This is a genomic window from Schaedlerella arabinosiphila, from assembly GCF_003885045.1.
GTDB classification, from domain to species: domain Bacteria; phylum Bacillota; class Clostridia; order Lachnospirales; family Lachnospiraceae; genus Schaedlerella; species Schaedlerella arabinosiphila.
This window is the reverse complement of the sequence record NZ_RHJS01000002.1, coordinates 3,892,822-3,917,925: the sequence shown is the minus strand read 5'-3', so window position 1 is coordinate 3,917,925 and position 25,104 is coordinate 3,892,822. Positions and strand designations below refer to the sequence as shown.

Genomic DNA, 25,104 nt, shown 5'->3' with positions numbered 1-25,104 from the left:
AGGACGGGCTATGCTTCCAGTCTATATTTGTGAGGACGATCCCGCGATCCGGGCTTTTCAGGAGGACTATCTGAAAAAGCAGATCCTGATCGGGGAGTACGACATGAAGCTTGTCTTAAGCAGCGCCCATCCGCAGGACATCTTAAAGGCCGTGGCCGAAGCTCCGGGCAGAGGGATCTATTTTCTGGATGTGGAACTGAAAAATGAGCCGATGGACGGGTTTACCCTGGGTCAGGAGATCCGGAAGCTGGATGCCAGGGGATTTATCGTCTATGTGACGGCATTCAGGGATCTGGCCTTTGAGACCTTCCGCTATCATCTGGAAGCACTGGACTACATCGTGAAGGAAAATGAACAGAAGGTGCAGGAAGGAATCCGGCACAGCCTTCAGGTGATCACGGAACGGATGAAAAGGGAAGTTGGAGAACAGAGGGAATTTTTTACCGTGAAGGTACTGGATGTGGTCAGGCATATTCCCGTGGACGAGATCATGTTCTTCGCAACAGCCGGAACCCACAGGATCGAGCTTCACGGGGAAAAGGACAGGATTGATTTTATCGGGAGTATGCAGGAGCTGGAAAAAAAGCTGGGAAGCCGTTTCTTAAGGGTGCACCGGGCCTATCTGGTGAACGTAGAGCAGATTGAAGAGCTGGATCTGAAAAACCGGGAAATCCGGATGAACAACGGGGAGACCTGCCTGTTTTCCCGAAGTGTAAAAGGGGCGCTTTTAAGCAGGATCTAAGTCTGACGCGGTACAGGTGGAAAGGGAGAGTTTATGGGGAAAAGAAAAAAACCAAAAATGGAATTCCGGTATTACAAAATGCCGGAAGGAAGCCCGATCCTGGCGCTGCTGGGGGAAAAGTGGCTGCAGTCATACGGACGGGATGTAGATTACCTGCATTTTCACAATTTTCTGGAGATCGGGTACTGTTACGGCGGGCAGGGCGATATGGTGCTCGGAGAGCAGAACCTGAGATTCAAGGGCAATCAGTATTCCGTGATTCCGAGAAATTACCCGCATACGACCAACAGCGATCCGGGTACGGTGAGCCAGTGGGAATACCTGTTTGTGGATGTGGAAAACTTCCTCCGGGAACACAATGGGGGGGGCGCTGCCATGAGAACAGAACGTATGATCCAGCGGATCAATTCCAGGGCGGTTCTTGTAAACGTAAAAGAATCTCCCAGGATCGCAAGGCTCATCCGGCAGCTTCTGGATATCATGCGGGAGACGAAGGAATACTATCTGGAGGAGGCAAAAGGAATCCTGGTGGCGCTTTTGATCAATCTGGTACGGGAGAATGATTTGGAAGACCAGGAATACGAGGAGCATAAGGAACTGGAGGGAAATGTTACGATCCCCATCTCGCGGGCCTTAGATTACATCACCCTCCATTATATGGAACCCCTCAAGGTGGGGGAACTGGCAGACTGGAGCCATATGAGCGAGACGCATTTCCGGAGGACGTTTTCCGCGTATATGAAAATCAGCCCTCTGGAATACATCAATCTGGTGCGGGTGCGCACGGCCTGCGAATATCTGAAAAAAACGGATGTACCGGTTTCCGATATCGCGCATAAATGCGGATTTACCACGTTGTCCACGTTTAACCGGAACTTTAAGCAGATCACGGGGTACACACCCCATGAATGGCGGAAACGCCCGGAAAATTTTGAACAGCAGCTTTTGAAATTCCAGATCCACTCGGAGGCCGGGTGGTAAAAGGGGAATGCCGCAGGGAAGTTCCGTAATACAAAAAAAGAAGAGAGAAGGGGGGCTGAGACCCCCCTTTTCTCTCTTTTCAATACCACCATGCAAAAAAGCTGCCGGCAGCAGGTTTTCAGTATTATATTCCCCGGAACCGGAAGGTAAAGCTCATCTTTTTGCTGGTATCCAGCAGGTATTCCGGAAGCGGACGCGCGCCCCAACTGTCGTCGCCTGCGATGCCCATCTGCTGCATGGCCGCCCGGATCACGGTGTAATGCACCTGGGGCAGTTCGTAGGGATGGCGTGCGTTTTCCATCTCGTGGGGGGTCCAGGGCAGTGCGGAGAAGCTCATGGAATCTCCTTCAAACAACAGCCCCCGGCCGCGCCTGTCGGTTACCTTCGCCCAGCGGACGCCTACCTTGTTGCCGCATTCCTGAGGAACCATGTAACGCGCCACGTTGTCCATGACTTTATTTTCATAGATGCCCAGCCGGCTGCCTTCACAGCGGTCTGTGTAGGTCTCGGCGAGGCCCATGCCATACCATTGTACATGATCGTAGTCGGCGTTCATTTTCAGGATCATGCCAAATTCCGGCATATCGCCCAGTTCCTTCACCGGATCATAGGAAAGGGTTGTCTCTACCGTGCCGTCTCCATAGACTGTATAGAGCACCTTGCAGGAGGTCGCCGGCCTGGTGGGGAGATGATAGAGGAATGTAATGTCAACCGAGCCCTCATGCTCCTCTACAACTACGTCTCCGCACCGGTTTGTCTCGGAATCCTTGTGGGAGGCATAGAGACTTGCCAGCTTCCACTGTCCGTACCGTGCCATCATCTGGCTGCCTTCGTCGTTGTCCACAGGGGCACGCCAGAAGTTCGGCTTCAGCATGGATTCCAGCATTTCCACGCCGCCCCAGCGGTAGGAGGTCAGCCCGCCGGACAGTTCGGAAAAGAGCACTTCGAAATGTTCGCCGCGGACGCCCACGTTGTGGGTTCCCCTTACAACGGTGACAGGCTTTGCAAAGACTGCATCGGCCGCGGGAGCTTCCACGGTATATACAGTCTGTCCAAATGCGGTCTCATAGCCTGCCTTTGCCCAGAGCGTATCCGCTTTCAGGCGGAACGAAACCGTGACCGCATATTCTCCCGGCTGCTCTGCGCGGCGGACGGGAAGAGCATATTCCTTTTCGGACAGCGGGGCCACCGCGGTATCCATGGTGGTCTCATAGACCGGGGTACCGTCTTTCGCAAGCGTAACCACGCAGTCAAAGCTGTCTGTATTGACAAACAGGTTTTTATTTTTAATCAGAACGCTGTCTGCGGATACTTCTGCGGAAATGTTCTGGTAATTGTACTTGACTTCCTGCATCTTTGGCGATGGGGCACGGTCTCCGCCGTAAACGATTCCGTTTCCGCTGAAATTATAATCCGTCGGGCGCTCCCCGAAATCTCCGCCGTATGCCTGAAATTCGTTTCCGTAGCGGTCTTTTTTATAGATGGATTGGTCTACATAATCCCAGATGAATCCGCCCTGGTATAAAGGCTCCGTATCGGTCAGATCCGTATATTTGTGCATGCCTCCGCAGGAATTGCCCATGGCATGGGTATACTCACAGCAGATAAAGGGCTTGTCGCGGTGCTCGGAGAGGAACTGCCTGATGCCCGCCGCGGTGGTGTACATCTGGCTTTCCATGTCGCTTGTCTCATTGTAGCGCCGGTCGCAGAATACACCTTCATAGTGTACCAGCCGGGTATTGTCCAGCTCACGGAATTTGTCCGCCATATCCCGGATCACGCTGCCGCCGAAGGATTCATTTCCGCAGGACCAGATCAGGATGGAGGGGTGGTTCTTGTCCCTCTGGTATGTAGAATTTATACGGTCCAGCATCATGGACTTCCATTCTTTCCGGTCGCAGGGGATGATCATGCTCATGTCCTTTGCTTTGCCCTGCGCGTAGCTGTCCCAGGTGCCGTGGGATTCCAGATTGTTTTCATCGATCAGATAGAGGCCGTAGCGGTCGCACAGCCGGTAGATCCTAGAATCGTCAGGATAGTGGCAGGTGCGGATGGCATTGATGTTGTGCTGCTTCATGGTGACGATATCCTGCAGAATCTCGTCCTCCTGGGGTACGCGGCCTGCCTTGGAGCTGAACTCATGGCGGTTGACGCCCTTGAACACAATCCGCTTTCCGTTGAGGCACATGATCTGGTTGATCATCTCAAACCGGCGGAAGCCTACATATTCGGAGATCACTTCCGTCAGCCGTCCGTTTTCATCGTATACCTGGAGCAGCAGTTCATAGAGGTTGGGCTCTTCCGCGCTCCACAGATCAAAACCGGATACCGGCAGCGCCAGGTGTGCTTCCCCTTCCTTCAGATCCAATGTACCGGAAGCGAATACAGGAACCGCAGCGGGGGCTGTTGCGGCATAGGCCAAGGCGGGCGCATCCGCAGCGGGAAGCCGGCGCAGCTCTGCTTCTGCCCGGCCGGTTCCACAGCTAAGGGCATCGATGACCAGTTCCCCTGCCTGATAGCTGTCATCCAGAAGGGTGCGGATCTTCAGATCCCAGATGTGGGTCTTAGGCCTGGTAAAGAGATATACATCCCGGTAAATGCCGGAGAAGCGGAAGAAATCCTGATCCTCGGCCCAACTGCTGCTTGTCCACTTGTAGACCTGCACGGCCAGTTTGTTCTCGGTATCCCGGATATAGGGGGTTAAGTCAAATTCCGTGGGGGTGAAGCTGTCCTCGCTGTAGCCGATGTACTGCCCGTTCAGCCAGACAGCCATGCCGCTTTCCACGCCCTGGAAGGAAATATATACAGGCATGCCCTTCATGGACTGGGGCAGGTCAAAATACTTGACATAGCTTGCCGTCGGATTGAAGCCTTCGGGAATCTCACCGGGCAGGATCTGCTCCCGGCCGTCCCATGGATACTGTACGTTCAGATAAGCCGGGACATCGTAGCCTTCCATCTGGATATGGGCAGGCACCCGGATCTCGCCCCAGTTTCTGCAGTTGTAATCCTCTGCTTCAAACCCTTTCACCGTGTCGTCCAGATTCCGTCCGTAGGAAAATTTCCAGATGCCGTTCAGGGAAAAGCGGAACGGATTCTCCCCTCTGTCCAGGTGCTCCCTGTCCGGATAGCAGACATGGTCGGAATGGGCCGGGATGGCGTTCTCTTTGAAAAATTCGGGGTCTTTGATTTTGCTGTAGTCAAACATAGTGTATACCTCCTAACTCTGTTTGTTCTGCCGATGATAGTAACGATATTTGTTCCATTATGCTGGAAATGAAGAAGGAATACAATATAAAATCATTGCAAATACATGGAAAAATGTTGCCTGGAGGAAGAGATAGAGTTATACTGGAATGGACAAAAGGAGGAGAGGACAGATGACGAATCCAACCGAAGATGACATTCGTTCCTATTATGCCGAGGACAGGCTTTTAAGCTCCCTTTCGGTATACAACGTGGGAAGCCAGAAATGCACGCCCGGATTTCAGTGGGGACCGGGGGTGCGGGACCATTACCTGCTCCACCATGTGCTGAGCGGGAAAGGGCATTTTGAGATACGGGGAAAGACCTATCACTTAAAGAAGGGAGACACCTTCCTGATCTATCCGAATATGGAAGCATGTTACCGGGCCGACGAGGAGGAACCCTGGGTCTATACCTGGGTGGGATTTGCCGGAACCGACGCGTTTTACCTTCTGAACCATACGGATTTTTCGGAGGATTCCCCTGTGCTGGAGCAGGCGGAGATCAGCGGCGTGATTGAACGGAGGATACAGCAGGTGTATGAGGCGAAAGGGAATACATTTTGCGGCGCGGTGTCCATGACCGGCGCGCTGTATTCCATGATCGCCATGCTGATGGAAAATTCCTCGGCGGAGGCGAAGCAGAAGAACCTGCAGACAGGGCGGGTGGAGCAGGCGATCCGCTACATTGAGGAGCATTATTCTTATCCCATTACGATTGAGGACATCGCGGGATATACCGGGGTCTGCCGCAGCTATCTGTACCGGATGTTCCAGAAGATTCTGAAGATGTCCCCCAAGGATTATGTGGAGGAATACCGGATTCGGCAGGCATGCAGGCTGCTGCGGGAGACGGACATGCCGATCACGGCCATCGCCCATTCCGTGGGGTATGAGGACAATCTTTATTTTTCTAAAGCATTTAAAAAATGCAAAGGGCAGACACCCACCCGGTACAGAAAGACGGAAAGCGGAAAAAAGGCGTGACGGCCCGTGCCGGGCGGGGCTGAGCCGAAAAAAACAACAGAGAGGAATGAAAGGACATGTTTGAATATGCGATTGTTAAGCAGGTGAAGAGAAAACCGAAAGCCATGGCGGGATTCCTGCGGAAACTGATGATTATTTTTGCGGTGATTATCCTGCTGCTGGGGGTTACCATCTCTCAGGGCTTCATGCTGCCGGGCTTTCTCCTGGTGGTGCTGTATTTCGGATACGATGTGTTCAGCCAGAAGGAATATGAGTACCGGCTGGAAGGCCGCAGGCTTACCATTGACGTCATTCTGGGAAAGCGCTACCGAAAGACTGCCCATATACTGGAGCTGTCGGAGATGGAGGCGACCGCCCCAAACCGCCACCAGGCCGTGGCAAAATACCGAAAAGACGCGGGCGGGGTGAAGCTGCCCAAGTATGACTACACCTCTTATGAGGAAGATACGCCCTATTATACCATGATCATCATGGAAAACCGGACGAAGATCAAGCTTCTTCTGGATCTGGACGAGGAGATGCTCCAGACACTGAAAAGGCTGTATCCGGAAAGGGTGTTCCTGGTGTGACGGAATAATACGATATCAAAGAAAAAAGACATGTTTCCTACCTGGGAAATCTGTGTTTTTTCTGATTATCGCTTTTTATCATCGGCCCTCCAATTCGCTCATGTAAAAACTGATCATCAGATGCATAAATGTATGAGGATCTCCGAGGGAGACACCGGTCAGCTCTTCAATCTTATTGAGCCGGTACAGAAGCGTATTGCGGTGGACATGAAGGCTTTCCGCAGTTTCCGCCGTGCTGCGCAGGCTGTTGATATAGACCTGCAGGGTAGGCAGAAAGTCCGTGGAATGGGCTTTGTCATATGCCTGTACGTTTGCGATGACCGGAGACAGGTAATTGCTCCGGGGCATCTGCTCCGTGCGGGGAAGCAGGATCGCGGGCAGATAATAATCTTCGTAGTAGGCAATCCGATATCGTGGATTTAACCGGCTTCCCAGTCTCATCGCATCTTCGGCCTGCATCTGAAAGCTTGCCAGCTCCAGCAGATTATCAAACGTATTGCTCACTCCGCAGTGGGCGTTGAATTTCTCCAAAATGGTATGGAACTGCTTTTCGGATGCTTCGGTATTTTTGGCGATATTCATATTGTACTGCAGGATCAGCAGAACATTGTGCTGAATTAAAGCAAGCTGGCAGGGGAAAAACTGCCGGATAGACTTTCGGATGTAGGAAAGCACATTTTTTTCATTGGTTTCATCCGTGCTGACCGCAACGACCTGATAGGGTGGCTCCAGACGGATGCCGGTGTCTTTAAACCACAGTTCCAGCTGCTTCCTGGAATGGATCCGATGATGAAACAGTTCTCCGGTCAGTGTTTTCAGATAGGTATAGTGCATGCTGCTCTCCGACTCCCGATCCTTAAAGAAAAAAGCGCAGGTGTTCTGGATGATCTCCATGGCTTTCATTTTGTCGGATGTGATCGGCGCGTCTTTGCAGTTCATGGTCACATAGCCTTCGATAATATCATTGACCCGGATGATACCCTGGATCTTGGGGGCGTCCTTGCAGGAGCCCCAGTCTACGATATAAGGGGCTTCATTTTCATTGACAGACTGCATGATCCCTTCCTCATAAAGCTGTACGATCATATCCGTCTCATACCCCCGGTTTTCCAGAAGATAATCCCATTGATAATCCCCGGTTTTTGTCTGAGGAGAGATTCCCAGCACATTATACATAATATCCACCGCCAGGATCGGAACGCCTATGATCTCCCAGCAGATATCCAGTAATTCCTGGATATCGCCGGATGGCAGCGTCTTGAACATTTCTTCATATAACCGTAAAAAATCAACTGTATTTTCCATCGTTTAACCCTCTGTTTTCATATTGCAGATTTTTATTCCCATGAAGCAATGAGCTAAGTTGTGAGAAATAACATAAATGCAAAATTATTATATAATAAACTTTATGATAATTCATTATTATTTTATGGGAATTTTTTAGAATTATTTTGTCTGAGCTTTATAGATGATGCATATTGAATAAAAAATAGATTTGAAACATTAAAAAAATATCGTAATATACAAAAATGGAAAAGGTAATAAATTGTGCAGATGCACAAAATGAGGGTGCTTTTTTCGGAATAGTACCCGATGAAAAACGGGTGATATTGTCATATAATGCATTTAACAAAGAAAGAGCGCTTTCGCGGTTGAACAGTAGATCTACGGGAGCGGGCGGATAGAAGGAGGATAAGAATATGTTTGATCTGAGTGGAAATGTAGCTGTAGTAACAGGAGCATCGGCTGGTTTGGGACGGCAGTTTGCTTTGGCGCTGGCACGCCAGGGGGCAGACCTTGCAATCCTTGCAAGAAGAAAAGAAAAACTGAATGCAGTGGCGGAAGAGATAAAAACATTAGGAGTCAGATGTCTCTCCGTAGCATGCGATGTGACGGATACGGCGCAGATTGAAAATGCGGTGAAGGAAGTGGTGGCGGAATATGGAACGGTAGATATCCTTGTCAACAATGCGGGCGGCGGCAGCTGCATCCCGTTGGAGGAGCTTCCGGATGAAGAGTGGAGGAAAGTCCTTTCACTTGATCTGGACGGAACTTTCTACTGCATGAAGTATTTCGGAAAAATCATGCTGGAAAAAGGCTATGGACGTGTGATCAATATTGCGTCCATTCTTGGAAAAGGCGGATTGAAGGAGCTTCCGGTTATCGCGTATGCATCGGCAAAGGGCGGTGTGATCAATATGACCCGCCAGGCGGCTACGGAATGGGCGACGAAAGGCGTGACGGTCAATGCGCTTTGCCCGGGATTCTTTGCGTCGGAGGCAAACGGACCGGAAGCAATGGAGGCGATGGACGAGTTTATCGGTATTCGGACTCCGATGTGCCGGCCCGGAAAAGAAGGGGAGCTGGATTCCTCCATTGTGTTCCTTGCGGCGAAAGAATCTACATATGTGACAGGTACCATTTTGACATGCGACGGCGGATGGACAGCAATCTAAGAACAGAGGGGAGAACGAGAAATGAGCTGCAATTATACAAAATTATTACAGCCGATCAAGATCAACAATATGCGGCTGAAGAACAGGATCATGCTTTCGGCGATGGGGACCTTTACGCCCATGCAGGACGGAACAGACAGCGAGGAAGGGATCCGCTACTATGAAGAACGCGCAAAGGGCGGCGCAGGCCTGATCATGACCGGCGCCATGTTCCTGAATGAAAAAACAGCGCAGGGCGGCCCGACACTTGCTCTGCACAATACAAGAGCGATTCCGAAGGCTACGGTTATGACGGAAAGAATCCACAGATGGGGCGGGAAGATCGGCCTGCAGCTTAGCTGCGGTACCGGACGGAACGGAATGCCGGATATCGGAGAGCGTGTGCCGATCTCTTCCTCTGCCAACCCATCCTTCTATAATCCGGAGATGATTTGCAGACCCCTGGAAATTGAGGAGATCAAGGACATCATGAAGGACTTTGCGTTAGGTGCTCAGTTTGCGCTGAATGCAGGCTTTGACGCAGTGGAGATTCACGGCCATGCGGGTTACCTGATCGACCAGTTTATCTCTCCGCAGTGGAACACAAGAACAGATGAATACGGCGGTTCCTGGGAGAACAGGACTCGTTTTGCAAAAGAAATCGTAGAATCAATCCGCGGCGTAGTGGGGCCGGATTTCCCGATTCTGTTCCGGATTTCCCTGGACCATATGTACGAAGGAGGACGCACACTGGAGGATTCTATGCCGATACTGGAACTGCTGGAAAAGGCAGGAGTAGATGCATTCGACATTGATTCCGGATGTTATGAGACGATGGACTATATTTTCCCGACAAGATATACGGGGGAGGGCTGTATGGCATATGTCTGTGAAGAGGCCAGAAAGCATGTGAAAGTGCCGATCGTCAATGCGGGAAATCACTCTATGGAAACGGCAGCGGCTCTTCTGGAATCAGGAAATGCAGATATCATCAGTTTTGGACGTCAGCTGATTGCGGATCCGTTTTTCCCGAAAAAGCTGAAAGAAGGACGGCGCGAGGACATCCGTCCCTGCCTGATCTGCAATGAGGAATGTATCGGACGTATTTTCGGAAGGCTGACCCAGCTGTCCTGTACCGTGAATATCCAGGTATGCCAGGAAGGCGCGACACAGATTGAAAAACTGCCGGAGAGCAAGAATATTGCCGTTGTCGGAGCCGGCCCGGGCGGTCTGGAGGCGGCAAGGGTAGCGGCGCTCCGCGGATGTAAGGTTACGGTATATGAAGCAGCTGACCGGATCGGAGGAACCTTCGGCGCGATTGCCACTGCGCCTTTTAAGAAGAGGATCCGTGAACTGATCACATGGTATGGTGTCCAGCTTGACAAGCTTGGTGTGGAGATCAGGCTTAATACGAAGATCACGCCGGAAAGTCCGGAGCTTATCGAAGCAGATGAAATCTTCGTGGCAGCAGGTTCGGTACCGTTTGTCCCAAATATCAGCGGAATGGACGATCCGCGGGTCGTTGACGTGACAGAAGCGCACAGAAAAGGGGTAGAGGCGCAGAAGGTGGTAGTATGCGGCGGCGGACTATCCGGCTGTGACGCGGCTCTGGAGCTTGCGATGGACGGAAAAGAAGTGACGATCCTGGAAATGATGGATGCCTGCGCAAGAGACGTGATGATGATCAATAAGATCAGTCTCGACCGGATGCTGGCAGAATATAAGGTGAAGATCCTGACCAATACGAAGGCAGTGGGGATTGAAGCAGACGGCGTAAAAGTGGAGAAAGCGGATAAAACGACGGAGGTGATTCCTGCGGAGGCAATCATTACCTCTTTCGGACAGAAGCCAAATTCCGCTGTGGCAGAAGCAATAGCGGACAGATATCCGCTGAAAACGACTCTGATCGGGGACTGCCAGAAGGTGGCAAAAGCCGGCAATGCAATCCGGGAAGGCTTTTATGCGGCAATGGCGCTTCAGTAAAAACAGATACCGTCAGTTCTCGGCCTATGGAAAAGCAATAAACGGAAAGAAAAAAGACTTATGCTGAAATGCAATACATGAGAAATCAGGAGGAAATAGTATGGATCTGAAATTAAAGGATAAAGTGGTATTAGTCAATGGCTCTACAGGCGGTATCGGACAGGCAATCTGCCGCGCGTTTGCCGGGGAGGGATGCAAGCTTGCGATCGCGTCCACCAGCCAGGAAAAGCTGGATGCGTTTGTGCCCACACTGGATATAGCGCCTGAAAATATAAAAACTTTTGTGGTAGACGCAAAAAAGGAGGAGGAAATCAGGGCATGGGTTGACGGAGCGTATGAGCATTTCGGACATATAGATATTGTGATTCCAAATGCAGGATACGAAGGAAGATATCAGGAAATCCAGGACTGCACCGTAGAAGATTATATGGCAGTATACTCTATCAACGTGTTCAGCGTCATGCTTTTGATGAAGTACGCGGCGCCCTATCTGATCAAGCAGGGCAGCGGCGCGATCGTTACGATTGCTTCGAACGGCAGTTTTACGACTGCGGCAGGCATGAGTGCATACTGCTCTTCCAAGCATGCAGTGGCCGGAGTTGCCAAGTCTGTTGCGCTGGAGCTTGGACCGCATGGGATTCACTGTAATTACATTTGTCCCGGCGGCGTGGAGACTCCTATGATCCATAGAATTGAGAAGAATACGTTCGGAGATACAAAGACTCATGAGGAATGTGAGGAAATCTTCGGGGCCTCTTATCTGGACAAACGGTATTGCAAACCAGAGGAAGTGGCTGATCTGGCGCTTTATCTTGCATCCGACGTATCATCACACATGATGGGATCCGGACTTCGTCTGGACGGCGGTATGGATGCGCTGTGTTAAGTGTTTCTAATCGTGCGGCACACGGCTTTGAAAAGTGAGCGGTGTGCTGCATTTTTATGCAATTATTTCAACATTTCTGTGCATATATTCAAAGCTTTTGATCTAAGGAATTATCGGAAATAAGCAATTTTCAGGGAAATATATTCAGTTTGTTGTCCGCTTGAGCCGATTTTTTAACCTTCTGTATTGTGATTTTACACAAAAAAGCCTTTTGACAAATTTCTCAATAGTGCATAAATTACAAAAGTAGTCGAAAATGCAAAGTTTTAGGGCGGATTTGCAAACAATGAGAAAAATGCATTTGGTAAAATCTTATCATAAACAAACCAAACAAAAAGCGAATGCTTTTTTGCGGTGAAAAAAGGAGGATAATGTATATGAAGAAAAAACTACTTTCAGTATTGCTTGCAGGTGTTATGGTGATCTCCTTGGCAGCATGCGGAGGCGGCGGCGGTGACAGCAGCGGCGGCGACAGCAACAGCAACAGCAGCGGTTCCGATACCAGCGCAGAGTCCGACGAAGGCGGAAGCTCCGAAGGCGGACATAAGCTGACTGTATGGACCTGGGATCCGGCATTCAACATCCCTGCAATTAAGGAAGCAGCAGAGGTATACAAGGCAGAAGTTGACAGCGAGTTTGAACTTGAGGTGATCGAGACTCTGTCCGATGACTGCGAGACCAAGCTTCAGACATGCGCAGAGTCCGGCGACTTCGGCACGATGGCAGATATCATCCTGATGCAGGATAATTCTTTCCAGAAGTTTGTATCCTTCTATCCGGAAGCATTTACAGATCTGACAGACAGCGGAATCGACTTTTCCGAGTTTGCAGAAGGTAAGCTTGCATATTCAATCGTAGACGGCAAGAACTACGGCGTTCCGTTTGACAACGGTGCTGCAATCTCCTGCTATCGTACAGACATCCTTGATGAAGCAGGATACACGATTGACGATCTGACAGATATCGACTGGGATAAGTTCATCGAGATCGGTAAGGCTGTAAAGGAAAAGACCGGAAAATATATGCTCTCCGGACAGGCTAACAGCCAGGATATCATCATGATGATGCTTCAGTCAGCAGGCGCGTCTCTGTTCAACGAAGACGGAACTCCGAATCTGGTTGGCAACGATGCACTGAATGAATGTATCGACCTTTATCAGAAGATGGTAAAAGAAGGCATCTTCTACGAAGTAAATGAGTGGGATGAGTATGTATCCTCTATCACAAATGAGCAGTGTGCAGGAACCATCAACGGTAACTGGATCATGGCAACCGTTATGGGTATGGAAGATACTTCTGGTAACTGGGCAATCACCAATCTGCCGAAGCTTGTAAAAACAGAAGGAGCTACAAACTACTCCAACAACGGCGGATCATCCTGGTATATCAGCTCCAACTGCCAGAATACAGACCTTGCGTTTGATTTCATGGCAAAGACATTCGCAGGAAGCGTAACACTGTATGAGAACATCCTTCCGACAACAGGCGCGATCAGTACATGGGGACCGGCAGGCGATTCCGAAGCTTATCAGGCTCCGCAGGAATTCTGGAGTGATCAGCCGATCTTCGCAACGGTTGTAGAATTCGCAGAGAAGACACCTTCCAACAATACAAGCGCTTACTACTATGATGTACGTGAAGTTATCTCTACCGCAATCCAGGATATCATGTCCGGTGCAGGAGAGAAGGACGCTATCTTAGAGCAGGCACAGGCAGACGCTGAATTCTACTATCAATAAATCATAAGTCAGGCTGTATCTGTAAGGAAACTGAACAGATAAGTCAAGCTACTATGCGGGGGGACCGCCCTGGCGGTTCCCCTTTTTGCGTCTCAAAATGCAGTCAATTGACAAGTAAAGGGGGTCTTTTAGTGGATTCTAAGAAAAAAGGTATGAGCTTACTTGCAAAGCAGAAAGCTGCCGGCTGGGCGTTTTTGACTCCGGCAACGCTGATGATCGTAGTTATGAGCTTCTATCCGATGGTCAGGGCATTTCTCCTTTCCTTACAGACAGGAAGAGGCACGAACTACACGTTTACAGGAATATCCAATTATGCACGTATGTTTGAAGACAGAGTATTCCTTCGCTCTGTAACCAACACATTTTTCTATCTGGCAATTCAGGTGCCGATCATGCTGGTGCTTGCGATCCTTCTGGCACAGCTCTTGAATAACCGCGACTTGAAATTTAAAGGGCTTTTCCGTACCTGTGTATTTTTGCCTTGTGCAACATCACTGGTTTCCTATGCAATTATTTTCAGATTCCTGTTTGCACAGGATGGTCTTGTGAATAATGCACTGGTGGCACTTGGGATTTTTAAAGAGGGGTACAATTTCCTGGGAAATGCCGGGACGGCAAAGATGGTTATCATCCTGGCCCTGATCTGGAGATGGACAGGATACAACATGGTATTCTATCTGGCAGGACTGCAGAATATTGAGTATTCCGTATATGAGGCCGCAAAGATTGACGGTGCCAACGGCTGGAAGACATTCTGGAGCATTACCGTACCGCTGCTGAAACCGACGATTATCATGACATTTATCATGTCTATTAACGGTACGCTGCAGCTGTTCGATGAGTCAGTCAACCTGACCAACGGCGGACCGGCAAATGCTACGATCACAATGTCGCACTATATTTACAATACATGTTTCCTGCGTGCTCCGAACTTCGGCTACGGAAGCGCTATGGCATTCTTTGTATTTATCATTGTTGCAATCCTTGCATTTATCAATCTGAAAGTAGGTGATACACGTGACTGAAAAAAAGAACAGATCAATGATCCAGCGCAGGCTGATTCCTACGTACATATTTTTGACTCTGGTTTCGATCATCTCCGTGTTTCCGTTTTTCTGGATGATCTCTGCGGCGACAAACAACTACATTGATATTTCCAAGGGACGTCTGCTCCCAGGAAAGTTTGCGGCGGAGAATTTCCGCACTCTGGTAGAACAGCAGCCATTGGCCCGTGCCATGACAAATTCGTTTATATATGCGATTGCAGTGACAATCATCTGTCTTTTCATCTGCTCGCTTGCAGGATATGGCTTTGAGATCTACCATGACAAATGGAAAGACAAATTGTTTTCAATACTGCTTCTGGCAATGATGGTTCCGCAGGTGGCGACCATGATCCCGTTATTCCAGATGTTCAGTGCGGCAAAACTGCTGAATACGGCGATAGGTTTCTTCCTCCCGATGATTTCGACGCCGTTTATGATCATGATGTTCCGACAGAATGCCAGGGCGTTTCCGGTGGATATCATCGAAGCTGCCCGGATCGACGGATTGAATGAGGTACAGATCTTTTTCCGCATGTTTTTCCCGACCATGAGGTCTACCTATGCGGCAGCGGCTGTTATCACATTCATGAATGCATGGAATGCATATCTGTGGCCGAAGGTAATCATGACAGACGGCAAGTCCCTGAACATGGTTATGTTGATCGCCAACACCATCGGCGGATACAAGATTGATTACGGTATGATCATGATGGGCGTATTGTTCTGCTCGATTCCGACCATGCTTGTATTCTTCATCCTGCAGAAACAGTTTGCAGAAGGTATTACCGGCGCGGTGAAATAAGACTTTGATTCAGACATTGATCAGGCCGCCGCTGATACCGGCCTGGCGGTGAACCGTATAATTTTATATAAGGGAGCGCTCCTGAGTATTTATACGAAGGTGAATCTATAAAAAAAGAGTTTCGCTTGCGGAGCTCTTTTTTTACACAAAATCAAAAAGGAGTTGGAAGAAATGAGTGAATTTATACTGAATGTGATCCATCGCCCGGAAATGGTGCCCGAGTATTCCGCGACTGTGACCGGGCATGGCAAAGAGGAGGACATCGGGGATAAGAAGCTTTTGACGGAATCTCTTGACATCTTCCGGACCCAGCAGAGGCTTGCCCATGAAAACGGATTGAAGGTGACGATCCATATGACCTATGCCTCCCTGTTCAACGCGGAGGCGGTGCAGATCGCAAAGGACGACCATGAAACATACGGGGATGAGATCGCGCTCTCCCTTCTGGGGCTGCCCTGCGAGCAGTTCCGTGAGAAATATCAGACAAAGGATTTCTGCATCTGGATGTTTTCCATGGAGGACAAAAAGCGGATTGTGGACGATGTATTCGGCAAATTCCACGAGATTTTTGGTTTTTATCCGGAATCCACGGGCTCTTATTATATGGACGCGGATCTGACCAACTATATCAAAGAAATGTATCCCTCTGTCAAATGTGCGGTAGCCACCTGCTGGGAGGAAGGGCCGAAGGCGTACCATACCTGCAATAATTCCTGGTATACGCTGTTCGACGGCGGCCCCTGGGCGCCCTGGATTCCTTCAAAGCAGAATACCCATGCTCCGGCGGCCAATGAGGAGGAGGACAGCGGGATTGTGGCGATTCCGCATTTGTCAAGGGATCTTCTGGCCTGCTACGACGGCAACGGCTCCAATTTCGGAACCCATCCCCAGAATGTGCTGCGGGGCATGATCTACGATTCCAAAACATGGGAGTATCCGTATCTGTACAACCTGATCGACCAGTACCGCGCCCAGGAAAAGTACAACAACGGCTATGCGTACAATATGATGTTCGTAGGCCCCGGCTGGATGAATAAGATGGGACGCTGGGAGGCGCCTTATGAATTGCTGCTCAAATCCTATTCTGACGGCTGTAAATATTATGGGGACCTAAAGAAGGAAGGGAAGCTCATCGACATGACCATGTCGGAATTTGCGGATTATTACCGGCGGAAGAAGACATACACGGAGCCGGAATGCGCGCTCTGGCGGGACATTCTCTATGGCTCTGACAAGCAGGTGTTCTGGTACGCAGACCCCTATATGCGGGCCGGCATCAACATGGACCAGGGCGGCGCGCTTTTTGATCTGCGTCCCTATGCGGCCAAGCTGAGATGGGAAGTGGGGATTGGTACAAAGCATGTGCAGGATGCCTCTTATCCGTTTCTGATCCAGGAAAAATACCGGGCCGGGTATTTTACCCACTATGCGGGGGAAGGAACCATCCGGAGCGCCAAGCTCAGCCATAACGGGGAAGAGGTGGATCTGTGCCTGTGCCGGACAAAAGCCCATTTTTCCCAGGAGGGGAATACGCGGATTCTGACGCTTGATCCGGTAACCATTGAGTTCGCAGACCTGACAGTGCAGCTTCAGACAAAAGAATATTTTGAGGAAGGAACCGGCTCCGTCAAGATTGAAAGAACGATCCTGGAGATGAGTGATCCTTCGGCAGAGGTCGAGCTGAATGAATATATGGTTGCATGCTATGGAACAACGGAGTATCCGGAGGACATGAGCGGAATCGTCCTGCGGTGTGAAGGCAGCGAAGAGAAGCAGATTACTTACGCATACAAATGCAGAGAGGAAAGCCTGGAGAATGCGGAAGCAGTTCTGGCGGTGATCCCGGCCATTGAGACGAAGGTTTCCATGACACAGACCGGAGGAGGAGAGGGATACATCCGGGAAGGCTATGCATTTTCCCCGATGTTTACGCTGGGATATAAGAAAAAGGTTTCAGAGAAGGAGGTATATGCGACATGGCTCAATCTGGAAAAGGCAGATTAAATTACAGGTGTCCCTCCTGCTTCATGAGGGATCTGGACATTGATATGTTTTATGATAAGGAGAAGGAGGAGTACTACTGCCTGCGCTGCCAGTTTACAGGGACGGAAGAGGAGGTACTCTCAGGAAACGAGGCGGTTCGAATCCGGTATAAGGCAATGCATAGAAGGTTTGAAAAGTTCGATTTTGATTAGAGGAGAGGCATAAAAACAGTCCGTATCCTCCCATAATGAAAGGGTGAGAATGGATTGATTCTCACCCCGTTTTGTGATATGCTACAAAGAGTAAGAGAGATTACCTCAGAAGGGAAGTACTCATGGACAAGATATTGTTAATCGATGATAGTATTGTAGTAGGCGATTCTTTAAAAGCAATCCTGGAAACAGACTATGACGTGACCCTGTGCCATGATGCCGACAGCGGGCTTGACCATGCCATGTCCGGAAAATATTCTTTGATCCTTATGGATATTATCATGCCGGATGTGGACGGATTTACGCTGCTGAAAAAGCTTCAGGACATGATTCTGACCAGGTATATTCCGGTCATCATTGTGACAAGTCTTTCTGATGTGCAGCATGAGGAGGAGGGGCTTACACTGGGGGCGGTAGATTACATTACAAAGCCGGTTGTCCCGGCCATCTTAAAGGCAAGGATCAATGCCCAGCTCAGATCATTTGACAGGCAGATGCATTATAAAAAGCTGGCTATGGTGGATGAACTGACCGGGATCGCAAACAGAAGACGCTACGAGGAGGAGTGGCGTATGAAGTGGCGGGAAGCTTTGCGCCTTGGGATTCCGTTTTCGGTCTGTATATTTGACATAGACAAGTTTAAGATTTATAATGACAGCTTCGGACATCCGGCCGGAGACAAGGTTCTGACAAGTGTAGCGAAGACCGCGTCCTCCTTCCTGCACAGGGCGACGGATTTTGTGGGGCGCTACGGCGGGGAAGAATTTGTTGCGATCCTTGTCGGCAACGACGCCCAGTCTTCCTATGAGTTTTTCAAAATCATCCGGCAGGCCATTGAGAACCTGCATATCCCTCACAACTCTCCGGTATTCCAGTGGATCACGGTCAGCGTGGGAGGGGTCACCGTAATTCCCAAGAGCGGGGATGTATATGAGACTTATCTGAAGATTGCGGACTCCATGCTGTATACCGCAAAAAAATCCGGCAGGAACATGGTCGTATGGTCCGACGGAGGCATGGAGCAGTGGCGGGAAAGATCGTGAAACGCCAGATGCGGCCTGTTTAAGGCCCGAGATTTTGCAGAATGGAATCATGCTGTCCGGCACAGATAAAAAAAGCAGCCGGGCATTTGTAAATGACAGGGGAAAGCCGGGTACTGAGGATACCTGGCTTTTGCAGTCAATGTGCATACAGGCGCGGCCTTTTTGCACAGGATTAAAAAAATAGGATTATGACAGCTTGGAGGGATTATGGTGGAGATTGGGATCATACCGGAGCCTAAAAAAATATTGCCGGGCGGGGAAGGATGCGCGGGTCATGTGATCCGGGAAAATAAGCTGAATCCTGCTTTCGGGGAGGAAGAGTACCGCCTGCAGTTAAAAGCAGACGGAATCTGGATTGAGGGCGGCAGCGAAAAAGCATGCCTGTACGCGGAGATGTCTCTGGAGCAGATCCGGCTGCAGTGCGGGGAGGACTTGCCGTGCCTGACGGTGGAGGACAGCCCGGAGTATTCCTGGAGGGCTTTCCATATTGATTGCGCCCGGCATTTTATTCCGGCAGAGGAATTGAAAAAAATGATCCGGATGGCTGCGCATTTTAAATTCAACAAATTCCACTGGCATTTTTCTGATGACCAGGGCTGGCGTATCGAGTGCAGGAGGTATCCTCTGCTGCATGAGGTCGGGGCAGTACGAAAAGGGGACCATATGGGCAATTATGACTCGGAGGAGACAGAGGATCGGTACTATACAAGGGATCAGGTGCGGGAGATCGTGGCGTATTGTAAGGAGCTGGGAGTGGAAGTGATCCCGGAGGTGGACATGCCCGGGCATGTGACCGCCCTGCTGGCTGCTTACCCCCAGTACGGGTGCAGGGGAGAGCAGATTCCGGTGGAGACCAGGGCCGGTATTTTCCGGGATATTCTGTGCGCGGGAAAGGAAGAAACCTTTGAGTTCATCAAGGGGCTTCTGGATGACCTTCTGGAGCTTTTTCCCGGAACATATTTCCACATCGGCGGGGACGAGGCGCCCAAGGAGTACTGGAGCAGCTGTCCGCTGTGCCGGAAACGGATGGAGGAGGAAGGGCTTTCGACTCTGCAGGAGCTGCAGGGATACATGGAAAACCGGATCACCGCGTACTTAAAATCCAGGGGGCGGACCGTGATCGTATGGAATGAAGCGGCATACGGAGGAAATCTGGACCCGGATACCATCGTACAGCTCTGGACGGAGGACAAGGAGAACCGCCTGGGAGCGCATATGGAGAAGGGCGGAAGCGCCGTGATCTCCATTGTGAAGAACTGCTATTGCGACTATCCGTATGGGATTACATCCCTTCAGGATGTCTATGAGCTGGATGTGCGCCCGGAAGGACTGGAAAAGGCGGAAAAGGGGATTCTGGGAACGGAATGCCTGATCTGGACGGAACATATCCGGGATATGGAAAAGCTGGAGACGATGTGCTGGCCCAGGTATGCGGCTTCGGCCGAGGCAGGCTGGTGCGGGCAGAAGAGGCCGGGATATGTCTCATTTGAAGGGAGAATGAAGCGTCTGTTTCCTGTGTTTGAACGGTATGGAATCCATGCGGAGAAAGTCTCCGGCTGGGTGCCGCCGAAGGAAGAAGCAGAAAGACAGAAAGCAGAGTTTGAAAAGAATTTCAGCGCGGAAGACCGGCAGGAAGTGGAGAAAATGCAGGAAATCATCTGAAATGCTGCATCAGGCGTTTTGAATCGTTCAGAAAGCAGCAGATCAGCAGCATGTTTTGCGCATGAATGGTGCGTAAACAGCACAGGAAATGGATTCAGGAGGAAATGAAACGTGGAAACATCAACAGAATTAAGGAACCTACTGCACAGGATTGACCATAAGGGATATCCGGCGTACAAGGATACAAAAGGCACATACCAGTTTCAGGGGTATGTGCTTTCCATCGACCATGTACAGGGCGACCCGTTCGCGTCGCCGTCTAAGGTGAGCGTACACATGAAGGGCAAGATGGCAGGCTTTCCCAGGGAATTGTACTGCGGGGACTGCCAGAGAAGGGCGCTGCAGGACTATCTGACCCGGCAATTCCACCGGGCGGCGGAGAGCTACGCGTTTAAGGCTAAGGGTTCGGGCAAGAGCGGCCTGATCTCCATCAGCAGATGCGGGCAGGAGGTGTTGGAGAGGACTGCTTTTTGGATGGACGACAAAACCGGGGATATCGTGGTGCGCCTGGAGATTGGATTTCCGGCCAACGGGCGTACCATCAACGCAAGGGAGCTGGAAAAGATCCTGTTTGATTTTCTGCCGGACTGCGTGGAAAAGTCCCTTTACTACAGAACCTGCGATAAGAAAAGGGTGCGCGGTGCCATTGACCTGGCCGAGGACCAGGAGTATATCCGGGGACAGTTGGAAGCGATGGGGCTGACGGCCTTTGTGGCAAACGGGGCCATCCTGCCGCGGGAATCCGGCATCTCGCCGCGTCCCATGAAGGGGGCGGTTCCATTCCGCTCCCCGAAAGAACTGGAAGTGACCATGGAACTGCCTCATAAGGGAACCCTTTCCGGTATGGGAATCCGCAAGGGCATTACCCTGATTGTGGGAGGCGGTTACCACGGAAAATCCACTCTGCTCAAAGCATTGGAGCTGGGGGTATATGACCATATCGCCGGGGACGGACGGGAGTATGTGATCACGGACGGAACCGCAGTGAAGATTCGTGCGGAGGACGGCCGGAGCATCAAGAAGACGGATATTTCCATGTTTATCAATGACCTGCCCAATGGGAAGGATACCAGCGGATTCTACACGGAGGACGCCAGCGGCAGCACCTCGCAGGCGGCCAATGTGGTGGAGGCCATGGAGGCAGGGGCCAAAGCGCTGCTGATCGATGAGGATACCAGCGCCACCAATTTTATGATCCGGGACGAGCTGATGCAGCGTGTGATCCACAGGGACATGGAGCCGATCACGCCTTTTATCGACAGAATCCGGGAATTGTATGAACGCTATGGGATCTCAACCGTGATCGTGGCCGGGAGCTCGGGGGCATATTTCCACATTGCGGACACCATTGTGCAGATGGACCGGTACGTGCCAAGAGAGATCACGGCGGAGGCAAAGAAAGAAGCGGAGAACTTTCCGGCGCTGAGCGGGCTGGAGGAGCCTGCGGACAAGCCGGTATTTCACAGGTGCCCGGGGCAGAACAGGGCCTACCGGGGGAATGACCGGATCAAGATGAAGACTATGGGGCGCGAGGGAGTGCAGATCAACCGGGAAAGCATTGATCTGCGCTATGTGGAGCAGATTACGGACAGCGAGCAGGTGACAGCCCTGGGATACTGTGTGCGGTATGCGGAGAAAAATTTCTTCGGAGGTACCACCCCTGTACAGGATGTGGTGGACAGGCTGGAGGAGAAGATCCGCAGAAACGGACTGGCCGGGCTGTGTGAGAGTATGTCCAATGTGGCATGCCTGGCGATGCCCAGAAGGCAGGAGATCTTTGCCTGCTTTAACCGGTACCGGGGGCTGATGCTGTAGCGGCTGGGGGTACAGATGTTTTTTGGGATTTCGGGATGTTGCCTTTGACTTTGAAATGACTTCGTGCTAAACTGTGAATGGTTTCCGGGATCGAAGCATTCCGGACCATTACCTTAAGACGACTGACAAAAAAGGAGACAGACATATGGGTGGATTTTTTGGCGTTGCTTCAAAGAAAAACTGTACTTTGGAACTGTTTTACGGGGTGGACTATCATTCCCACCTGGGCACACGGCGCGGCGGGATGGCGATGTATGGTAAGGGAGGCTTTCAAAGGGCGATCCATAACATCGAAAATTCTCCGTTTCGGACAAAGTTTGAAAAGGACGCAGAGGAACTGGACGGGCATCTGGGGATCGGATGTATTTCCGACTATGAACCGCAGCCCCTTCTGATCCAGTCCCACCTGGGAAGCTTTGCAATCACGACCGTAGGAAAGGTCAACAATCTGGATGAACTGCTGAAAGAAACGTACCATTCGGGAAGGGCGCATTTTCAGGAGATGAGCGGCGGGCAGATCAATGCCACGGAACTGATCGCGTCCCTGATCTGCAAATCCGATACGCTGGTAGACGGAATCCGGTATGTGCAGGAGCTTGTGGACGGCTCCATGACCATCCTTCTGATGACAAAGGACGGGATCTATGCAGCCAGGGACCGGTATGGGCGTACTCCGGTGGTGATCGGAAAGCGGGAAGACGGATACTGCATTTCGTTTGAAAATTTTGCATATATCAATCTTGGATTTGAACATTATAAAGAACTGAAACCAGCGGAGGTTGTTTTCGTCACGCCGGAGAGTGTGGAGACCGTCGGCGCTCCGGGGGAGGAGATGAAGATGTGCTCCTTCCTGTGGGTGTATTATGGATACCCCACATCCTCCTATGAAGGGATGAATGTGGAGCAGATGCGTTATACCTGCGGAAGCATGCTGGCGAAGCGGGACAGTGATTCCGTTTCTCCGGACATTGTCGCGGGCGTGCCGGATTCGGGGATCGCCCATGCCATCGGGTATGCCAATGAATCGGGAATCCCGTATGCAAGGCCGTTTATCAAGTATACGCCGACCTGGCCCAGATCCTTTATGCCTGCGAACCAGAGCCAGAGGGATCTGATCGCCCGGATGAAACTGATTCCGGTGCAGGAGCTGATCAAAGGGAAGAAGCTGCTTCTGATTGATGACTCCATCGTGCGGGGAACCCAGCTTCGGGAGACTACGGAATTTTTGTATCGGAGCGGGGCGAAGGAGGTACATGTGCGTCCGGCTTGCCCGCCCCTTCTGTACGGCTGCAAGTACCTGAATTTCTCACGGTCCAAGTCGGATCTGGATCTGATCACAAGGCGGGTGATCCAGGAACGGGAGGAGGAAGTGACTCCGGAGGTGCTTTCAGAGTACTCAGATCCCTGCACCGCAAGGTATGAGGAAATGCTGGAAGAGATCCGGAAGCAGCAGAACTTTACCACTCTGCGGTACCATCGGCTGGACGATCTGGTGGCGTCCATCGGGCTCTCCCCCTGCAAGCTGTGTACCTATTGCTTTAACGGCAAAGAATAAAGATATGCAAGATATATGAGAATAAAACAGGCTGCCGGGAAATCGCTGAATGGTTCCCGGCAGCCTCTTGCTTTTGGAAAGGAAAACGGCGTCTTAAAGCCTTTCGCCTGTAAACGGATCGGTTCCTGCCTGCGAACGGAGCGGAGCGAGACTTCTGCTGAGAATGCCGTTCATGTGCGCGATTGCCGTGCCGTAATTTGTGATAGGGATATTCTGGTCACAGGCGCATTTCAGGCGGTATTTCATTTCACGTTCATTCAGGGTACAGCCGCCGCAGTGGATGATCAGGCGGTATCTGCCCAGTTCATCGGGAAATTCCGTGCCGCTCGTAAATTCAAACCTAAGCTCTTTTCCGGTATGCTTGCGAATCCATCCGGGCAGCTTTACGGTTCCGATATCCTCGCATTGGCGGTGGTGGGTGCAGCCCTCGGAGATCAGGATGGTGTCTCCGTCCTGCAGCCGGTCCAGTGTCCGGGCGCCTTCTGCCACCGTATCGAGATTCCCTTTATAGCGGGCAAACAGGATGGAGAAGGAGGTCAGGGGAACGTCCGGTGGGACAAGGGCGGACACCTTTTTGAATGCCTGGCTGTCTGTGATGACCAGGGCCGGCCTGGTACCCAGGCCGGCGAGCGTATCCTCCAGTTCGGTATCCCTTACCGCGATGACGGGGCAGCCTGCTTCCAGAAGATCCCGGATGGTCTGCTGCTGGGGCAGGATCAGCCGTCCTTTTGGAGCGGAACCGTCGATGGGAATGACCAGTACCACAAATTCGCCCGGGCGGACCAGATCCGCGGCAATGTGCTTTTCATTCCCGGCGGTGGGAACCAGGCCGGCGATCCGTTCTTTGAGCTCCTGGATATGCAGGCCGGTCACAGCGCTGACAGAGATGCACTGTGATGGCGGTATTTGATCCGTGCCCTGGATTTCCGTCTGCTTTTCCCATGTGAGAGGCTGGCTGCACAGGTCGGATTTGTTGAATACAATGACGTGGGGCAGCTTTTTTTCCCGGATCTTTGCCAGGATATGTTCATCTTCAGGCGTCATTCCCTGGGAGCTGTCAACCACCAGCACGGCGATGTCGGTCTTGTTCAGCATCTGATATGCTTTTCGGACGCGCAGAGCGCCCAGCTCCCCTTCATCGTCCAGCCCCGGGGTGTCGATCATCACAACGGGCCCCAGGGGGAGAAGCTCCATGGCCTTTTGCACCGGGTCGGTGGTGGTGCCCTTGATATCAGAGACAATGGCAAGGTTCTGGCCTGTTACGGCGTTGATGATGCTGGATTTTCCAGCATTCCGTTTTCCAAAGATTCCGATGTGGATACGGTCTGCGGATGGTACGGCATTTAAACTCATATTATATTTCCTCCGTTGGATCACCAGATTTGATAAAATGCAGGCCCATGAAAATCGTCGATACAA

The 25,104-nt window shown here is 51.1% G+C and carries 19 protein-coding genes; 16 read left to right on the top strand and 3 right to left on the bottom strand.

What is annotated here, in order from left to right:
- Positions 1–10 precede the first annotated feature (10 nt).
- Together EBB54_RS18680 and EBB54_RS18675 are read left to right on the top strand one after the other, a co-directional pair.
- Entirely contained in the window at positions 11–742 is a 732-nt protein-coding gene (locus EBB54_RS18680) for a LytR/AlgR family response regulator transcription factor (protein WP_125128521.1), read from the top strand.
- A gap of 33 nt (positions 743–775) precedes the next feature.
- Entirely contained in the window at positions 776–1,723 is a 948-nt protein-coding gene (locus EBB54_RS18675) for a helix-turn-helix transcriptional regulator (protein WP_004075162.1), read from the top strand.
- A gap of 124 nt (positions 1,724–1,847) precedes the next feature.
- Here the strand turns inward: EBB54_RS18675 and EBB54_RS18670 are convergent, their stop codons facing one another.
- Complete coding sequence (locus EBB54_RS18670) at positions 1,848–4,931, bottom strand: glycoside hydrolase family 2 TIM barrel-domain containing protein (RefSeq protein ID WP_125128520.1); 3,084 nt, start codon at positions 4,929–4,931, stop codon at positions 1,848–1,850.
- A gap of 172 nt (positions 4,932–5,103) precedes the next feature.
- On the opposite strand from EBB54_RS18670, the gene EBB54_RS18665 reads away from it, so the two are divergent.
- On the top strand, positions 5,104–5,955 hold the full coding sequence (locus EBB54_RS18665; RefSeq protein ID WP_125128519.1) for an AraC family transcriptional regulator: 852 nt from the start codon (positions 5,104–5,106) through the stop codon (positions 5,953–5,955).
- A gap of 56 nt (positions 5,956–6,011) precedes the next feature.
- The gene (locus EBB54_RS18660; RefSeq protein ID WP_125128518.1) at positions 6,012–6,524 is read left to right on the top strand and encodes a hypothetical protein; all 513 of its coding nucleotides are present in this window, start codon (positions 6,012–6,014) and stop codon (positions 6,522–6,524) included.
- 78 nt (positions 6,525–6,602) lie between these two features.
- Here the strand turns inward: EBB54_RS18660 and EBB54_RS18655 are convergent, their stop codons facing one another.
- On the bottom strand, positions 6,603–7,829 hold the full coding sequence (locus tag EBB54_RS18655) for a PucR family transcriptional regulator (RefSeq protein WP_125128517.1): 1,227 nt from the start codon (positions 7,827–7,829) through the stop codon (positions 6,603–6,605).
- Positions 7,830–8,224: 395 nt separating this feature from the next.
- On the opposite strand from EBB54_RS18655, the gene EBB54_RS18650 reads away from it, so the two are divergent.
- The 12 genes from EBB54_RS18650 to EBB54_RS18595 all read left to right on the top strand — a co-directional run bounded on the left by EBB54_RS18650 (position 8,225) and on the right by EBB54_RS18595 (position 23,685).
- Positions 8,225–8,980 carry an SDR family NAD(P)-dependent oxidoreductase gene (locus EBB54_RS18650; RefSeq protein WP_125128516.1) on the top strand — a complete coding sequence of 252 codons (756 nt, stop codon included), beginning with the start codon at positions 8,225–8,227 and terminating at the stop codon, positions 8,978–8,980.
- A gap of 21 nt (positions 8,981–9,001) precedes the next feature.
- Entirely contained in the window at positions 9,002–10,942 is a 1,941-nt protein-coding gene (locus EBB54_RS18645; RefSeq protein ID WP_125128515.1) for an NAD(P)/FAD-dependent oxidoreductase, read from the top strand.
- Positions 10,943–11,042: 100 nt separating this feature from the next.
- Positions 11,043–11,828: an SDR family NAD(P)-dependent oxidoreductase gene (locus EBB54_RS18640; protein ID WP_125128514.1), complete on the top strand. Its 786-nt coding sequence runs from the start codon at positions 11,043–11,045 to the stop codon at positions 11,826–11,828.
- Positions 11,829–12,205: 377 nt separating this feature from the next.
- A complete protein-coding gene (locus EBB54_RS18635; protein WP_125128513.1) occupies positions 12,206–13,567 on the top strand; it encodes an extracellular solute-binding protein in 1,362 nt (453 codons plus the stop codon).
- A 152-nt stretch (positions 13,568–13,719) separates the two neighbouring features.
- Positions 13,720–14,592: a carbohydrate ABC transporter permease gene (locus EBB54_RS18630; RefSeq protein WP_243127725.1), complete on the top strand. Its 873-nt coding sequence runs from the start codon at positions 13,720–13,722 to the stop codon at positions 14,590–14,592.
- Positions 14,593–14,608: 16 nt separating this feature from the next.
- Positions 14,609–15,415 (top strand): carbohydrate ABC transporter permease, encoded by an 807-nt coding sequence (locus EBB54_RS18625; RefSeq protein ID WP_125130893.1) that lies wholly within the window; start codon positions 14,609–14,611, stop codon positions 15,413–15,415.
- Between the two features lie 171 nt (positions 15,416–15,586).
- Positions 15,587–17,419 (top strand): hypothetical protein, encoded by a 1,833-nt coding sequence (locus EBB54_RS18620; RefSeq protein ID WP_125128511.1) that lies wholly within the window; start codon positions 15,587–15,589, stop codon positions 17,417–17,419.
- Positions 17,392–17,610, top strand: coding sequence for a hypothetical protein (locus EBB54_RS18615; RefSeq protein ID WP_125128510.1), 219 nt, complete (start codon positions 17,392–17,394; stop codon positions 17,608–17,610). The genes EBB54_RS18620 and EBB54_RS18615 overlap by 28 nt, the downstream gene beginning before the upstream one ends.
- 122 nt (positions 17,611–17,732) lie before the next feature.
- Positions 17,733–18,653: a diguanylate cyclase gene (locus EBB54_RS18610; protein WP_125128509.1), complete on the top strand. Its 921-nt coding sequence runs from the start codon at positions 17,733–17,735 to the stop codon at positions 18,651–18,653.
- A gap of 207 nt (positions 18,654–18,860) precedes the next feature.
- Positions 18,861–20,315, top strand: a complete 1,455-nt coding sequence (locus tag EBB54_RS18605) for a beta-N-acetylhexosaminidase (protein WP_243127724.1) — start codon at positions 18,861–18,863, stop codon at positions 20,313–20,315.
- Between the two features lie 111 nt (positions 20,316–20,426).
- On the top strand, positions 20,427–22,130 hold the full coding sequence (locus EBB54_RS18600; RefSeq protein WP_004075183.1) for an ABC-ATPase domain-containing protein: 1,704 nt from the start codon (positions 20,427–20,429) through the stop codon (positions 22,128–22,130).
- Between the two features lie 145 nt (positions 22,131–22,275).
- A complete protein-coding gene (locus tag EBB54_RS18595; protein ID WP_125128508.1) occupies positions 22,276–23,685 on the top strand; it encodes an amidophosphoribosyltransferase in 1,410 nt (469 codons plus the stop codon).
- A gap of 93 nt (positions 23,686–23,778) precedes the next feature.
- On the opposite strand, the gene hydF is transcribed toward EBB54_RS18595, so the two are convergent.
- Positions 23,779–25,038 (bottom strand): [FeFe] hydrogenase H-cluster maturation GTPase HydF, encoded by a 1,260-nt coding sequence (gene hydF / locus EBB54_RS18590; RefSeq protein ID WP_125128507.1) that lies wholly within the window; start codon positions 25,036–25,038, stop codon positions 23,779–23,781.
- Between the last annotated feature and the right edge of the window lie 66 nt (positions 25,039–25,104).

Coding starts and splice junctions, on each gene's coding strand:
- EBB54_RS18640 (WP_125128514.1), top strand. CDS start 11,043: ATGGATCTGAAATTAAAGGATAAAGTGGTATTAGTCAATGGCTCTACA.
- EBB54_RS18645 (WP_125128515.1), top strand. CDS start 9,002: ATGAGCTGCAATTATACAAAATTATTACAGCCGATCAAGATCAACAAT.
- hydF (WP_125128507.1), bottom strand. CDS start 25,038: ATGAGTTTAAATGCCGTACCATCCGCAGACCGTATCCACATCGGAATC.
- EBB54_RS18675 (WP_004075162.1), top strand. CDS start 776: ATGGGGAAAAGAAAAAAACCAAAAATGGAATTCCGGTATTACAAAATG.
- EBB54_RS18620 (WP_125128511.1), top strand. CDS start 15,587: ATGAGTGAATTTATACTGAATGTGATCCATCGCCCGGAAATGGTGCCC.
- EBB54_RS18650 (WP_125128516.1), top strand. CDS start 8,225: ATGTTTGATCTGAGTGGAAATGTAGCTGTAGTAACAGGAGCATCGGCT.
- EBB54_RS18635 (WP_125128513.1), top strand. CDS start 12,206: ATGAAGAAAAAACTACTTTCAGTATTGCTTGCAGGTGTTATGGTGATC.
- EBB54_RS18595 (WP_125128508.1), top strand. CDS start 22,276: ATGGGTGGATTTTTTGGCGTTGCTTCAAAGAAAAACTGTACTTTGGAA.
- EBB54_RS18625 (WP_125130893.1), top strand. CDS start 14,609: ATGATCCAGCGCAGGCTGATTCCTACGTACATATTTTTGACTCTGGTT.
- EBB54_RS18660 (WP_125128518.1), top strand. CDS start 6,012: ATGTTTGAATATGCGATTGTTAAGCAGGTGAAGAGAAAACCGAAAGCC.
- EBB54_RS18610 (WP_125128509.1), top strand. CDS start 17,733: ATGGACAAGATATTGTTAATCGATGATAGTATTGTAGTAGGCGATTCT.
- EBB54_RS18615 (WP_125128510.1), top strand. CDS start 17,392: ATGGCTCAATCTGGAAAAGGCAGATTAAATTACAGGTGTCCCTCCTGC.
- EBB54_RS18630 (WP_243127725.1), top strand. CDS start 13,720: ATGAGCTTACTTGCAAAGCAGAAAGCTGCCGGCTGGGCGTTTTTGACT.
- EBB54_RS18655 (WP_125128517.1), bottom strand. CDS start 7,829: ATGGAAAATACAGTTGATTTTTTACGGTTATATGAAGAAATGTTCAAG.
- EBB54_RS18665 (WP_125128519.1), top strand. CDS start 5,104: ATGACGAATCCAACCGAAGATGACATTCGTTCCTATTATGCCGAGGAC.
- EBB54_RS18605 (WP_243127724.1), top strand. CDS start 18,861: ATGGTGGAGATTGGGATCATACCGGAGCCTAAAAAAATATTGCCGGGC.
- EBB54_RS18670 (WP_125128520.1), bottom strand. CDS start 4,931: ATGTTTGACTACAGCAAAATCAAAGACCCCGAATTTTTCAAAGAGAAC.
- EBB54_RS18680 (WP_125128521.1), top strand. CDS start 11: ATGCTTCCAGTCTATATTTGTGAGGACGATCCCGCGATCCGGGCTTTT.